Annotated in this window: 15 protein-coding genes; 7 read left to right on the top strand and 8 right to left on the bottom strand. The window is 66.5% G+C overall.

Translation table 11 applies throughout. The features are described 5' to 3' along the window. The first annotated feature begins 57 nt into the window (after window positions 1-57). The 4 genes from ASE64_RS10305 (at window position 58) to ASE64_RS10295 (ending at window position 2,862) form a co-directional block, all read left to right on the top strand. Window positions 58-942, top strand: coding sequence for a PfkB family carbohydrate kinase (locus ASE64_RS10305; protein WP_055779624.1), 885 nt, complete (start codon window positions 58-60; stop codon window positions 940-942). Window positions 943-989: 47 nt separating this feature from the next. Continuing rightward, on the top strand, window positions 990-2,090 hold the full coding sequence (locus tag ASE64_RS10300) for a LacI family DNA-binding transcriptional regulator (RefSeq protein ID WP_055779621.1): 1,101 nt from the start codon (window positions 990-992) through the stop codon (window positions 2,088-2,090). A 59-nt stretch (window positions 2,091-2,149) separates the two neighbouring features. Next, a complete protein-coding gene (locus tag ASE64_RS17850; RefSeq protein WP_268750578.1) occupies window positions 2,150-2,278 on the top strand; it encodes a hypothetical protein in 129 nt (42 codons plus the stop codon). Between the two features lie 152 nt (window positions 2,279-2,430). Next, window positions 2,431-2,862, top strand: a complete 432-nt coding sequence (locus ASE64_RS10295; protein ID WP_055779619.1) for an Hsp20/alpha crystallin family protein — start codon at window positions 2,431-2,433, stop codon at window positions 2,860-2,862. Window positions 2,863-2,930: 68 nt separating this feature from the next. On the opposite strand, the gene ASE64_RS10290 is transcribed toward ASE64_RS10295, so the two are convergent. After that, window positions 2,931-4,256, bottom strand: a complete 1,326-nt coding sequence (locus ASE64_RS10290) for an APC family permease (protein WP_055779616.1) — start codon at window positions 4,254-4,256, stop codon at window positions 2,931-2,933. Window positions 4,257-4,422: 166 nt separating this feature from the next. Here ASE64_RS10290 and ASE64_RS10285 point away from each other — a divergent pair, with 166 nt between their 5' ends. After that, complete coding sequence (locus tag ASE64_RS10285) at window positions 4,423-5,307, top strand: hypothetical protein (protein WP_082466099.1); 885 nt, start codon at window positions 4,423-4,425, stop codon at window positions 5,305-5,307. 113 nt (window positions 5,308-5,420) lie between these two features. Next, window positions 5,421-7,085 (top strand): cation:proton antiporter, encoded by a 1,665-nt coding sequence (locus ASE64_RS10280; RefSeq protein WP_055779610.1) that lies wholly within the window; start codon window positions 5,421-5,423, stop codon window positions 7,083-7,085. A 22-nt stretch (window positions 7,086-7,107) separates the two neighbouring features. Here the strand turns inward: ASE64_RS10280 and ASE64_RS10275 are convergent, their stop codons facing one another. The 4 genes from ASE64_RS10275 to ASE64_RS10260 form a co-directional block, all read right to left on the bottom strand. After that, entirely contained in the window at window positions 7,108-7,422 is a 315-nt protein-coding gene (locus ASE64_RS10275) for a hypothetical protein (protein WP_055779607.1), read from the bottom strand. 75 nt (window positions 7,423-7,497) lie between these two features. After that, entirely contained in the window at window positions 7,498-7,947 is a 450-nt protein-coding gene (locus ASE64_RS10270; protein WP_082466097.1) for a YybH family protein, read from the bottom strand. A gap of 4 nt (window positions 7,948-7,951) precedes the next feature. After that, complete coding sequence (locus ASE64_RS10265; RefSeq protein ID WP_055779601.1) at window positions 7,952-8,818, bottom strand: ABC transporter permease; 867 nt, start codon at window positions 8,816-8,818, stop codon at window positions 7,952-7,954. After that, window positions 8,815-9,783, bottom strand: a complete 969-nt coding sequence (locus tag ASE64_RS10260; protein WP_055779597.1) for an ATP-binding cassette domain-containing protein — start codon at window positions 9,781-9,783, stop codon at window positions 8,815-8,817. Before ASE64_RS10260 ends, ASE64_RS10265 begins: the two co-directional genes overlap by 4 nt. A gap of 78 nt (window positions 9,784-9,861) precedes the next feature. On the opposite strand from ASE64_RS10260, the gene ASE64_RS10255 reads away from it, so the two are divergent. Next, on the top strand, window positions 9,862-10,410 hold the full coding sequence (locus ASE64_RS10255; RefSeq protein WP_055779594.1) for a PadR family transcriptional regulator: 549 nt from the start codon (window positions 9,862-9,864) through the stop codon (window positions 10,408-10,410). A 6-nt stretch (window positions 10,411-10,416) separates the two neighbouring features. Here ASE64_RS10255 and ASE64_RS10250 read toward each other — a convergent pair whose 3' ends face one another. The 3 genes from ASE64_RS10250 to ASE64_RS10240 all read right to left on the bottom strand — a co-directional run bounded on the left by ASE64_RS10250 (window position 10,417) and on the right by ASE64_RS10240 (window position 12,988). Continuing rightward, window positions 10,417-11,082 (bottom strand): esterase/lipase family protein, encoded by a 666-nt coding sequence (locus tag ASE64_RS10250; RefSeq protein WP_055779592.1) that lies wholly within the window; start codon window positions 11,080-11,082, stop codon window positions 10,417-10,419. Beyond that, a complete protein-coding gene (locus tag ASE64_RS10245) occupies window positions 11,079-11,861 on the bottom strand; it encodes an alpha/beta fold hydrolase (protein WP_082466095.1) in 783 nt (260 codons plus the stop codon). Before ASE64_RS10245 ends, ASE64_RS10250 begins: the two co-directional genes overlap by 4 nt. An 83-nt stretch (window positions 11,862-11,944) precedes the next feature. Continuing rightward, the gene (locus ASE64_RS10240; protein WP_055779588.1) at window positions 11,945-12,988 is read right to left on the bottom strand and encodes a DNA polymerase Y family protein; all 1,044 of its coding nucleotides are present in this window, start codon (window positions 12,986-12,988) and stop codon (window positions 11,945-11,947) included. Window positions 12,989-13,030 lie beyond the last annotated feature (42 nt).

Genomic DNA, 13,030 nt, shown 5'->3' with positions numbered 1-13,030 from the left:
TCCGCGTGAACGTCGCGGACGCCCGGCGGCGCTCGCCCCCCCTATTAAGGACCAGTCATGAAGGTGCTCGGCTTCGGAGACAACATCGTCGACCGTTTCGTCGACCGGGGTATCGCCTACCCCGGCGGCAACAGCGTCAACTTCGCGGTGTTCGCGCGCCAGCTCGGCGTCGATGCCTCGTATCTGGGCGTCTTCGGCTCCGACGCCGCCGGCACCTTTTTGCGTGACGCGGTAAGCGATCAAGGCGTCGACATCTCGCGCTCAGTCGTGCGCGAGGGACCGAGCGGCGTATCGACGCTGACCGTCGTCGACGGCGATCGGGTGTTCGGCGGGTGGAACGGCGGAGGCGTCACCGTGGGCCAGCCACTCGAGCTCGACCCCGAGCTCCTCTCTTATGCCGCGAGCTTCGACCTCGTACATACCAGCGTCTACTCGGCCACCGAGTCGCAACTGCCCGCGCTGCGTGAGACATCGGCGCTCGTGAGCATCGATCTCTCGAGCGAAGACGAGTTCCGCTCGCCCGAATACCTCGACCGCGTCGCCCCATTCGCTGACCTCGTTCTGCTGTCGTGCAGTCACCTCACCCTGCGCCAGACCCGCGCCGTTCTGGCCGATGCCGTCGACCGAGGTGCGGGGCTCGCGGTCGGCACCCGGGGCATCCGTGGAGCCATCGTGTTCGATGGCCGTGACCACGTGACTGCGCCGGCCCAGCCGGTCGACGACCCGTCGACGATCGTCGACACCATGGGATGCGGCGACGCATTCATCACAGCCTTCGCCGTGTCGCTGCTGACCTCCGGATGGACCCGCTCCCGGCGTCCCTGGGTGGGGGCGCTCGATACGGCGCTCCGCGACGGAGCGGGTTTCGCAGCCCGCCAGTGCCTCGTGGAGGGGGCCTTTGGCCACGGAGTCGACGCCGGCATCGTGCCCGCTACGATGTGACACACCAGCCTTCATGCACTCGATGACTACCAGATGGGCTCACTGACATGGCCGCCGAACGCGACCGCAACTCCTCGCCGCCGACCATCTCCGAAGTCGCCGCCGAGGCGGGAGTGGGTCGGGCATCCGCCGCTCGCACGCTCGGCGGCTACGGGTACGCCAGCCCCGAGCTTCGTGACAGGGTGCTCGCCGCAGCCGAGAAGCTCGGCTACCGCACGAATGCGCTCGCGCGCAGCATGTCGACGGGGGTCACTCACACCCTCGGAGTGATCGTGGCCGACATCGGCAATCCCTTCTTCGCCGGCGTCGTGCGCGGCATCAGCGACACCTCGCGGTCGCGTGGCTTCGACACCATCGTTCTCAGCACGCACGAAGACCTCGACGAGGAGCGCGCCGCGATCGGCGTGCTCGTAGACAAGCGCGTCGACGGCATGATCATCGCCTCGGCGGCGCTCGGCCGTGACGACGTCGACCATATTCGAGATGCGGTCGACAGAGGTGTGCCCGTCGTTCTCGTCGACCGGGCGCTCGACTACCTCGACCTCGATTCCGTCGTCATCGACAACCGGGATGCCGCACGGCGGGCTGCCGCCGGGCTCATAGAGGCGGGCCACCGCCGCATCGGCTTCATCTGGGGCCCGTCGACCACGGACGAGATAACGACGCGGCGTGAGCTGAGCGCCGCCGCGTCGGTGAATCTGTGGACAGACGGCGAACGTCTGCGCGGCTACCTCGATGCCCTCGACGACGCGGGCATCCCCTTCGACGCCCAGTTGGTGATGACGGGCCCGAAGACCGAGGAGAACGCCACGGCGTGGGTCGCGCGCATGCTCGAGCTGCCCAGCAGGGCGACGGCGATCCTCTGCAGCGAGACCGACGGCACCACGGGTGCCCTGCGGGCCATCAGGGCGAGCGGATTGCGCTACCCCGAGGACGTGTCGCTCATCGGATTCGACGACAGCTCGTGGGCCGCGGTCATGGATCCGCCGCTCACCATGATCGAGCAACCCATGCTGGAGCTCGGTGCGCGCGCGGCCGAGATCCTGCTCGAGGAGATCAACGGCAAGACGCCCAGTCGAACCATGCACACCCTGCAGTCGACGTACATCGAGCGCGCTTCGGTTGCGGCACCAGCAGTCGGGGCCTAGCTGGCACGGCGGTGCCGTTGTCTCGTCTGTTTCATGACCGACGGGCGACGGCGCTATCGATGACCACGAAGGACAAGTCCGACATCATCGACTTCCCGATCATCGAAGAAGGCGGGCAGCGCGCGACGGCACGGCCCGTGTGGGGTGAGGAGATGCGTGACGTGCCAGACCTCGACTGGAACGCCTAGACCCAGACTCGATCGAAGAGGGGAGGACGCTAGCTTCTTTCACGAACTTCCTGGGGGTATCGACATGGCTTGGCACTCTCGGCGGTCGAGTGCTAATTTAGCTGTCACAAGTTGAGTCGACTCGACTCAGGTTCACAGAAAGGGGAATCCTCATGGCAATGTCTTTTGATCCTTTCAGCGAGCTCGACCGCATCGCCGGCGACCTGCTCACGTTCCGTCCGGGGCCGAAGTTCATGCCCGTCGATCTCTACCGCGACGGCGACCAGTACGTGCTTAGCGCAGACCTGCCGGGCATCGACCCCGGCTCCGTCGATGTCGATGTCGATGGCCAGTTGCTGACCATCAGGGCCAAGCGAACCGCAGCAGCCCACGAGGGCGTCAAGTGGCTGGCCCAGGAGCGCCCGAACGGCGACTACCTCCGTCAGTTCAGCCTGGGCGACGGTGTCGACTCCGAGAAGATCTCGGCGAGCTACGACAATGGCGTGCTCTCCGTGATCATTCCGGTCAGCGAGCGGGCAAAGCCGCGCAAGGTCGAGGTCAAGACCGTGCAGAGCGCAGACGAGCAGAAGACACTCACCGTCTGACGAAGCCGACGAAGAAGGGGCGGGCCGATGGCCCGCCCCTTCTGGCGTTGTTCCGACGTAGCCCGTGGCTACGAGCGCTTGGTCGCTCGCGCGATCACGTAGAGGATGGCGCCGAGAACCAGGAAGCCGCCGCCGAACGCCCAGACGATCGGCTCCTGCTGGGTCAGCAGCAGAATGCAGGATGCGACGCCGAGAACGGGCACGAAGGTCCAGACCCGAAAATGCTTGTGTTCCACGCGGTCACGGCGCAGAACGAGCACGGCGATGTTCGTGCTGATGAACACGAACAGCAGCAGGAGCACGACAGCTGACGCAAGCGTGCTGAGGTCTCCCACGAGCGTGAGCAGCAGGGCGAGGATCGTCGTCGCGACGATCGCGACCCAGGGCGTTCTGCGATTGGGCAGAACACGACCGAGAACCGACGGCAGCAGGCCCTGCTCCGCCATGCCGTAGGTGACGCGGCTCGTCATGATCATCGTCAGCAGTGCGCCGTTCGCCACCGCGATCAGTGCGATCAGGCTGAACACCCATTCGGGAATGCCTACCCCTGTTGCGGCGACGACGGCGAGAAGGGGTCCTGACGACGACGACAGATCGTCGGCGGGCAGCGCAATCGACGACGCGAGTCCGACCAGGATGTAGACGACCCCGGCGGCGAGAAGAGCACCGAACAGCGCGCGGGGATAGACGCGCGAGGGATCCCGAACCTCTTCGGCGACGTTGGCCGAGGTCTCGAAACCCACGAACGAGTAGTACGCGATTACCGCACCCCCGAGGACAGCGAGTCCCGGAGCCGTTTCGCTGGGGAACTCCGCGACCCGCGAGATGTCTCCACCCCCGCCGCCGAGCATCACGGCCACCGCCACGACCACGATGACGAGTCCGGAGACCTCGATCACCGTCATCACGAGATTGCTCTTCATCGACTCGCTGATGCCCCTCGCGTTGAGTGCGGCGACGAGCACGAGGAAGATCATGGCTGCGGGGATCGTGGGAACGTCGAGGAAGGTCTTGAGGTACTCGCCGGCGAAAGCGATCGCGAGACCCGCGGCGCTGGTGACGCCGGCGGCCAGCATGCTGAATCCGACGAGAAAAGAGATGATCGGAGGCTTGAAGGCGCGTTGCGCGAAGATCGCAGCCCCTCCGGCCTTCGGGTATTTGGTCACGAGCTCTGCATATGACCCGGCTGTGAGCAGGGCCAAAACGAGCGCGAGAGCCAGCGGCGCCCAGAGCGCCCCTCCGACCTCTCCAGAGAGCACCCCCATCAGCGCGTAGATCCCGGCTCCGAGTACGTCGCCGAGGATGAAGAGAAAGAGGAGTGGTCCGGTGATGCGGCGGGTGAGCTTCGAATCCGTGTCGCCCGCGGCCTGCCCGGTTGTTGTCGTTGATGCCATGGCGTCACTTTAACCGCGCGCCAGAAATGTATTCCGACGCCTTGACAGCGGTGCAGAGCCTCCCGGCTCGACGGGCCCAGCCGGTGTTTCATCAGGCTCTTCTCGGCACCTGCCCAGAGCGTTCGTGCATCCTGTGAGGCCAGACCGTTCTATTGAAAGGCCCGAGATGAGTACCCTCCAGCGATTGATGAAGATGGCGTCGAAGGCGCTCGACGGCTCGGGTCAGAGCAAGGCCTCGGGTTCCGGCTCAACCGACTGGCGTGATCTCGTGCGTTCCGCCGCCGACAAGGTGACGGGCGACGGGCGCAACGCGTCTCCTCAATCCGGCGCTGCGCATCCGTCGCCGTCGCGTGTTCAGGATGCGCCGGTGCACGACGCACCCGTGTCGCACCCCCACGACGTTCCCGTCTACGGCACGCCGTCCGGCGCTCCGGTTCAGGATGCGGCGGGGGCGGCCGCGTCGACCCCGGAAGACCGGGCCGCGATCGCGCGCTACGACTATCTGCTGAAGACAGCGATGCCGGAGCAGCTCGAGCAGGTGCACCGCGACGCGTTCGCGAGGCTTACGCCCGCGCAACGCCAGCAGGTCGAGTCGCGTCTGCGTGACGAACTGCCCGCATCCGAACAGCCTGTGTCGTCTTCGCCCGACGACTTGGCGCGCTCCGCCGTTCGCGGCGAGGCGCACAAGCCCGGGTTCCTGCGCGGAATCTTCTCGAAGCCCGCAGCCGCGGGCGCCGCTGGAGTCGGAGTGGGCGCCGTCGCCGGCGCAGGCATCGGCGTTGCGGGCGGGCTTCTCGCCGCGGTCGCCGGGGGCGCCGTGCTCAGTAGCGTCGCAGGGCCTCTGCTCGAGCAGGCGTCTGGAATGGGTATCGACTTCGATGCGCTGGCTGGCCTCGAGGGCGGTCTCGAAGGACTCGAGGGCGGTCTCGGCGACGTGGCTTCCGGGGCCGGCGAATACGCGAGCGGCATCGGCGAGCACCTCTCGGGGCTCGGCTCCAACATCGAGATTCCCGGCCTCGGCGACCTCGGAAGCCTGTTCGGGCGCGACTAGCCTCAGTACCCCGCGCTGCAATTCAGGGAAAAGTAGATATGGCGCGGGCGAAATTCACTGATCTGGGCAGTTCGGCCTGAGTTGCAGCGCGACCTCCGTGCCAATCTGGAGTCGTGACCGAACTTCTTGTCGTACTGGTGCTCGCTTTCGCGGCGATCGCAGCGTCTACCGTGCTCGGACCGCGGCTGGGCGTGGCCTCTCCTCTACTGCTCGTCGCCATCGGCGTGGGGGCGAGCTTCCTGCCCGTGTTCGCCGAGGTCGAGATCGAACCGGAATGGATTCTCGCCGGCGTGCTCCCGCCACTGCTGTATTCATCGGCGGTATCGATGCCCGCCATGAACTTCCGCCGCGAGTTCGGCGCGATCAGTGGGCTGTCTGTGGCGCTGGTCGTGGCCAGTTCGCTCGTGCTCGGCGTGTTCTTCATGCTCGTCATCCCGGATCTCGGCTTCGCGTGGGGTGTCGCGCTCGGCGCGATCATCAGCCCGACCGACGCGGTTGCGACATCGATCGTGAAGCAGACGTCGGTGTCGAAGCGGGTCGTCGCGATGCTCGAGGGCGAGAGCCTGCTGAACGACGCCACCGCCCTGGTGCTGCTGCGCACGGCCATCGTCGCCACCGCAGCGTCGTTCTCGTTCTGGGGAGCGGTCGGCACCTTCGCCTACTCCGTCGTGATCGCGACCATCATCGGCGTGCTCGTCGGATGGGGAAACCTGGTCGTGCGCAAGCGCGTCACCGATCCGACCGTCAATACCGTGATCTCGTTCGTGGTTCCTTTCGTCGCGGCCGTGCCTGCCGAGTTGCTCGGCGCATCCGGTCTGGTGGCGGCGGTCGTCGCGGGACTCGCCACGGGCATCCGCGCCCCTCGCTATCTCTCGGCCCAGAACCGGCTGTCAGACTCGCAGAACTGGCGCACGGTCGAACTGGTTCTCGAAGGTGCTGTCTTTCTCACGATGGGAGTACAGATCTCGTCGATCGTGGCGAACGTCGAACGCGACCACGCGGGCGTCTGGACGGCGGTGTTGGTGGCTGCCGGAGCGCTCGTGCTCACGATCATCGTGCGGGCCGCCTACGTGGCGCCGCTGCTCTGGGTGCTTTCGACCCTGCGCAATCGCAACGAGAGAATGCAGGACAGGCTGCTCGAGATGCGAGAGAAGATGAGCACGCCCGAGGGCGCTGAGCAGATGTTCGGTGAGATGAACGGGCGACGGCGCCGGGCATCCGACAATCAGATCGAGCGGTTGGGTCGACGCGTGGTGCAGTCGCTCGCCGACATCACCTACTTCCGCAACGCTCCGCTCGGGTGGCGGGATGGCACGGCGGTCGTGTGGGCGGGCATGCGCGGAGCCGTCACGGTCGCGGCGGCGCAGACGCTTCCCGAAGACACGCCCCAGCGGTCTGTGCTCGTACTCATCGCATTCGCGGTGGCGGTGCTGTCGTTGCTGGTGCAGGGCGGCACCATTGCTCCGCTGCTGCGCGTCGTTGCGCCGAAGGTCGACCAGAAGGCCGTCGATGAGCAGACGACCGCGGAGCGGGCTCGACTCATGCAGCTCTTGAAGACGAGCGCCGAGGCTGTTCCTCCGGCGCCGCCGGTCGAGCAGTCGATGAAGGGGTTCATCTCGTCGAAGCAGCACGAGCTGGCGGTGATCGGCGCCCAGAGAGCTGCGCTGCTCGAGGCCCGAGACCACGGCACCTTCGATGCAGACGTGCTCGCGTACGCCCTTCAGATTCTCGACGCGTCGCAGATCGCGCTCGAGCTGCGCGGTGGCCCGAAGGGGTGACCTTCGGGCCCGCAGGCGAACGCTAGCCGAGCTGCTTCAGCGCCTCGATCGTTCCGCCCCAGTTGTGTGACGAGATCGCGTCGGCGAACGTGGAATCGCCGCGACCCGTTCCCAACTTCTCGCCGGATGCGTCGTCGACGACGTCGACGCGGTGGCCCTTCTCGGGGCTGTCGCCGCTGCCCTCTTCTACGAACTCGATGCGCAGGACGCGGCCGTCGAGTCGGCCTGTGACCACGGCTCCCGTCTCGGTGTCATTCGAGCTGTCGGTCATGAAGGGTCCGGCTCCCAGCGTGGCGAGCGATTCGTTGACCTGGTTGATGAGTGACGACGTGTTCATGGTTCTCCTAGTCGTGAGCGAGGCCCCAGGCTAGTGGCGCAGCGCGACGTGTCGACAGGCCTTGACGGCTCAGGATCAGGCCTCGTCGCGTTTTTCGTAAGCGTCGGCGAGCCCCTTCATGGTTTCCATGTCGAGGGGCATCGAGGTGTGCTCGTGGGTGATCTTCCACTCGCCGTCGCGCTTCTCGAGCACCACGGTCATGCGGTTCATCATCGAGTTGACCTGCTCGCCATCGGCGGTGACTTCGGCGTAGCGCACGGCGGCGTGAGCCGTGGCGAGGTCGTCGAGCACCGAGGTGACGACCTCGGTGAAGCGCGCCTCGCAGAGCTTGTCGCCCAGGCTCTCGAACCACATGGTCACCATCGGCCGCCACGCATCGACGCCGGCGAACTCCCACATGCCCCAAGCATCGAAGACGAGGGTGTCGTCGGCGTAGAGGCTCAGAAAGCGCTCGACGTCTTTGGCCAGGACGGCCGACGTGTAGTTCTCGAAGAGAGTGGTCACGGGAGTGGATTCAAGGGGCATGTGCTTATCCTGCCGTTCGGTAGCGGATCATGGTGAGCGGGCCGAAGACGGCGACCAGCCCCGCGCACCACAGGAGTGTGATGCTCAACTCGCCCGACGCATCCGTGCCCCCCATGAAGTCGCGCACAGCCGTGACCAGGTGCGACACCGGGTTGACCTCGACGAAGGCCTGCAGCCAGTTCGGAAGCGTCGACGGTTCGATGAAGATGTTGCTCGCGAAGGTGAGCGGGGTGATCACGAGCATGCTCACCCCCATGACTGCGCCGGGCGTTCGCAGCACGAGGGCGAAGAAGGTCCAGAGCCAGCTGAAGCTGAACGCGAAGACGAGGATCAGCAGCACCGCCATGAGTACGCCCGCTACGCCACCCTCGGGCCGGTAGCCCAGCGCCAGCCCGAGCGCGATCGTGACGGTGGCAGAGATCGTGTAGCGCACCGCGTCGCCGAGCAGCATGCCGACCAGAGCCGACGGCCGCCAGATCGGCAGCGAGCGGAAGCGGTCGAAGACACCCCGATCGATGTCGGTGCGCAGCGTCGACCCGGTGTACATCGTGATCATGATCACGCCCTGCACGAGCAGACCGGGCAGCACGTACTGCAGGTAGCCGCCGACGCTTCCGGCAATCGCCCCGCCGAAGAGGAACGTGAACAGCAGGGTGAACATCACCGGGAAGACGGTGACGTCGAACAGCTGCTCGGGCACGTGCTTGATCTTGAGCAGCGCCCGCCAGCCGAAGGTCAGCGACGTCGACAGCGGGCCGGGCGGGGTGGGGCGCTCGACGTCGGCCAGCGCCGACCGCATAGCGGCCGCGAGCGACTCGGCGCTCGCGGGTGCGACGTCGGCTCGTTCGTCGAGCTTGTCGAGACGGGTCATGCTGCGACCTCCTCGTCGCTTGTGCTCTCTGAGGTGTGGCCCGTCAACGCGAGGAACACCTCGTCGAGCGAGGGCTGCCCGAGTGAGAACTGAGCCAATTCGATCTTCTCGGCAGCCAAGGCCGTGAGTGCGGATGTCACGATGCCAGGGTCGGCGACCGTCGCGCTCAGGGCTGCGGGGTCGGCTTGGTCGCGAATCTCGACGCCCAGAATGCGATTCAGAACCTCGGATGCCCGTGGCCGGTCCGCCGGATTCATCACGCGCACGTGCAACGCCCCGTTGCCCACCTTCGCCTTGAGTTCGCTCGACGTGCCCTCGGCGATGACCTTGCCGGCATCGATCACGCTGATACGGTCGGCGAGCTGGTCGGCCTCGTCGAGGTACTGGGTCGTCAGCAGAACCGTCGTGCCCGATGAGACCATCGCCCTGATGATGTCCCACACCTCGTTGCGGCTGCGCGGATCGAGGCCGGTGGTCGGTTCGTCGAGGAACAGCAGCTCGGGGGTGACCACGATGCTCGCGGCGATGTCGATGCGGCGACGCATGCCGCCGGAATACTTCTTGACCTGCTTGTCTCGCGCATCCGACAACCCGAACGCCGTCAGCAACTCGTCAGAGCGCCGTGTGGCGCGAGCGCCTGTGTAACCGAAGAGGCGGCCGATGAGTCGCAGGTTCTCGGCACCGGTGAGGTCTTCGTCGACCGAGGCGAACTGGCCGGTGAGGCTCACTCGGCGGCGTACCTCGTTGGCGTCGGTGACGACGTCGCGGCCGAGCACCCGAGCGGTGCCCGAGTCTGGTCTGGTGAGCGTCGCGAGCATGCGGATCGTGGTCGTCTTGCCGGCTCCGTTCGGGCCGAGAAAGCCATGCACCCCTCCGCGAGGAATCGCCAGATCGATGCCGTCGACGGCGACCGTCTTCTTGAACGTCTTCACGAGCGCGTGCGTCTCGATGGCGAGGTCGGTCATGCTGCGCTCCTGATCTGTCGACGGCGACGGGTCTATTCCTAGTAGGAATATACCTATCAGGAACCTATGGTTATGTCCATGGTTAATTCCGCTCTGTCGACCACGGCGTACGCGCTGCTGGGCCTGCTCGTCTTCGACCGAGAGAATCCTGAGGGCATGACAGGCTACGAACTCAAGCAGCGCGCCGACTTCACGCTGCGGTATTACTGGGTCAGCCCGGCCATGAGCCAGATCTATACCGAGCTGCGCAAGCTGTCCGAGGCCGAGCTCGTCGAGACGGCGCCCTCCGACGGCCCGGCGCGGTATCGGGTGACCGAACTCGGCGAAGAGCAGCTGCAGACATGGCTCTTCCATGGTGAGGTCGGCTTTCCCATCCTCAAACATCCCGTCGCGCTGCGCCTGCTGATGGGTCGCCTGTCGACGCCAGAGCAGTTGGGCGGCATGCTCGAAGGGCATCTGGATGACCTGGCGGCGCGCCGGGCAGATCTGCAGGGTGTGCGAGACATGCTCGGCGACGAGCACAGGGTGCGCTACGCCGCGATGGTCGCCGATTGGGGTCTCGCCTACTACGACAGCGAGGCGCAGATCGTGGCCGGGCTGCGGGAGCGCCTCGACGGAATGGACTGACGGAGGCTACTCCGCCAGCGCCGCGAGCTCTGCCATCACGCGAGGGTGCGCGAGCACCCGAAAGTGCCCGCCCGTGTCGAGTCGCACGTTCTTGGCGCCGACCAGTTCGCTGCCCGCCGGAACGTGCGGATCGAACTCGCCATAGACCGACACGATGCGATTATTGACCGTCTCGTCGTGGGCCAGGGCCAGGATCGTGGCGTTCTTCGGTGAGAAGATGCGCAGGCTCGGCAGCACCATCAGACGTGCATAGAAGGAGCCCACGAACGGAGCCGCGACCGCCAGCATCGAGTCGACGCGCGCGGCCTCGGCGCCCGCACTCATGACGTACTTGCCGATGAGCCCGCCCTTGCTGTGCGACACGACGACCACGTCATGAAGACCGTGCTCGGCGAGGAACGCCGACACGACATCGGCGGCCTCGACGACAGGGCGATTGTTCCAGTTGAGCGCGTCGACGACGTACACCGGATGCCCTCGGTCGTGCATCGCGCGGATCAGCGGCTGCATAAAGCGCCAGGTCTCGTACACCCCGGGGATGACGACGATCGTCCGCGCCGATCCGGCGCGGAACGACGTGGGGTCGGTTCTGCCGACGATCGCTCTGGCCTGCCAGTAGAGGGCGTAGGCGTAGTCGCGTGCCCACCACCCCGCGATGCGAAGAGCTCTCATCGGCGGGTGCTCTGGTCGGTGCTCGTGCGGGCGACGGTGGAGCGGATGGCCCCCGCAACCGCCCTCGGGGCGGTGAACTGCACGACGTGACGATTGCCGGGAACGGTGACGACGCATCCGACTGGGGCCCGAGCGGCGAGACGGCGACACCAGTCGTCGCCCGCGATCGGGTCGTTGCCGCCCCGGATGACCAGCAGCGGGCGGGTGAGCGCGGCCACGCGCTCGTCGACGGGATAGCTCAGCATGGGCTTCGACTGAGCCAGGTAGTAGGCGGGGCCGCAGCGCAGATAGTCGACGAACACCACGGCGTTCGTCAGCGGGGGTTCGCCCAGGACATCGACGGCCAGGGCCCGAGACTGGGCGGCGAGTGTGCGATGGGCGGAGTCGGCAACCGGACCGATCGCGACCACCAGCGACACGAGGTCGGGTCTCAGGAGTGCGAGTTCGACGACCCATTGCACACCCATGGAGTGGCCCACCAGTACGGCATCGCGCACGGCGAGCTCGTCGAGCGCGTTCGCGATCAGCAGCGCCATCTCGCGCACGCTCGCCGTGAACGCTGGCTTGGGAGTGCCGCCGAAGCCCGGCAGGTCGAGCGAGTAGACCGTCGTCTCTGTCTCGAGTTCGCGGTGCAGACGAGAGAAGTAGCGGTGCGATGTTCCGATTCCGTGCACGAGCACGACCGTCGGCAGGCGATCCGAAGCGTTGGAGGGTAGCGCTGCGGTCGACGGGCCGCCGAGCACCCGGATGCCGCTGGCCTCGCGCACTACTGATCGCATATCTTCACGCTACGGCGTCGGCTCGGGCCTCGCGCGGCGTTGACCAAGCTGAGGCTGTGGGCTAGACCGCGTCTACGAATGCATCAGAACAGAGCCTGCTGCACGCGTTCCGGGGGGAGAAGCCCTGTGAGAGTGGCCTTGATGGCGGTGAGTCCGGGCTGCTGGGCGGCGGCCAGCAGGCGGCGCATCTCGGGCAGCCACGCCTGCGGATCCGACGTCGCCGACGGCATCCGGTGTTTGAGAATGACGGGCGGCTCGCCGCCGTCGAAGCGGAGCGCGACGGTGAGCCCGCCGGCCGCCAGCTCGGCCTTCGATGCTCGCCCGCAGACACGGGTGACGCAGGCCTCCATGAGCTCGGACGGACTCCAGTCGGGGCGGTTGTAGCCCGAGATGGTTCCTTCGGAGGAGAGGCTCGATCTCGTCTCGATCGGGTTGAGTGTTGCATCGTCGGTGCCGGCCCGAATGCGGCTCAAGCGCTGCGCCATGGTCGCTCCGCAGACCCTGCGTAGTTCGTCTGATGAGATGCGATCGAGGTCTCCGAGGTGAGTGACGTCGATGAGGCGCAGACGCTCGACGGTCTGGGGACCGATGCCCCAGATGTCGGAGATGGCCAGCGAGACCCGCAAGTCGGCCTCGTCACCGTGGTCGATGACATGCAGGCCGTCGGGCTTCGCCGCCCGCGAGGCCAGCTTCGCCATCAGCTTGGTGCGCCCGATGCCGACGCTGATGGGAATGCCGAGTTCGCGCGCCACGCGTCGGCGCAGAGCCTCGCCGGCCTCGACGGCGGTCTGCCTGTCTATGGCTTCGACGTCGAGAAACGCCTCCTCCATCGACCCGGGCTCGACCGCGCGAGCGCTGTCTCGAAAGATGTCGAAGAGTGCGTCGCTTACCTCCTCGACCTCGCCACGCGGCGTCTCGATCATCACGAGTTCGGGGCAGACGTGCAGGGCTTCATGCAGCTGCATGCCGCCCCGGACGCCCCGGAGTCGAGCCGGATAGTTGGCGCTGGCGATGAACACGTGGGCGATGGCGGCCATGGGCCTGTGGGTGAGCTCTGGGTGACGCCGAAGGATCACCGAGGCGAAGAACGAGTCGGCGTCGACGTGCAGAATGAGCGACGTGGTCACGCGGATTATCGTACTGGTGTTCGAACGTCGTCGCGCAGATCG

The organism is Agreia sp. Leaf210 (assembly GCF_001421485.1).
In the GTDB taxonomy this organism is placed as follows: Bacteria; Actinomycetota; Actinomycetes; order Actinomycetales; family Microbacteriaceae; genus Agreia.
The sequence above is the reverse complement of the archived record's forward strand: the minus strand, read 5'-3'. Positions and strand labels throughout refer to the sequence as shown.

Coding starts and splice junctions, on each gene's coding strand:
- ASE64_RS10265 (WP_055779601.1), bottom strand. CDS start 8,818: ATGACCCGTCTCGACAAGCTCGACGAACGAGCCGACGTCGCACCCGCG.
- ASE64_RS17850 (WP_268750578.1), top strand. CDS start 2,150: ATGACCACGAAGGACAAGTCCGACATCATCGACTTCCCGATCATCGAA.
- ASE64_RS10250 (WP_055779592.1), bottom strand. CDS start 11,082: ATGAGAGCTCTTCGCATCGCGGGGTGGTGGGCACGCGACTACGCCTAC.
- ASE64_RS10270 (WP_082466097.1), bottom strand. CDS start 7,947: ATGCCCCTTGAATCCACTCCCGTGACCACTCTCTTCGAGAACTACACG.
- ASE64_RS10275 (WP_055779607.1), bottom strand. CDS start 7,422: ATGAACACGTCGTCACTCATCAACCAGGTCAACGAATCGCTCGCCACG.
- ASE64_RS10285 (WP_082466099.1), top strand. CDS start 4,423: ATGAGTACCCTCCAGCGATTGATGAAGATGGCGTCGAAGGCGCTCGAC.
- ASE64_RS10260 (WP_055779597.1), bottom strand. CDS start 9,783: ATGACCGACCTCGCCATCGAGACGCACGCGCTCGTGAAGACGTTCAAG.
- ASE64_RS10290 (WP_055779616.1), bottom strand. CDS start 4,256: ATGGCATCAACGACAACAACCGGGCAGGCCGCGGGCGACACGGATTCG.
- ASE64_RS10255 (WP_055779594.1), top strand. CDS start 9,862: ATGGTTAATTCCGCTCTGTCGACCACGGCGTACGCGCTGCTGGGCCTG.
- ASE64_RS10305 (WP_055779624.1), top strand. CDS start 58: ATGAAGGTGCTCGGCTTCGGAGACAACATCGTCGACCGTTTCGTCGAC.
- ASE64_RS10300 (WP_055779621.1), top strand. CDS start 990: ATGGCCGCCGAACGCGACCGCAACTCCTCGCCGCCGACCATCTCCGAA.
- ASE64_RS10295 (WP_055779619.1), top strand. CDS start 2,431: ATGGCAATGTCTTTTGATCCTTTCAGCGAGCTCGACCGCATCGCCGGC.
- ASE64_RS10245 (WP_082466095.1), bottom strand. CDS start 11,861: ATGCGATCAGTAGTGCGCGAGGCCAGCGGCATCCGGGTGCTCGGCGGC.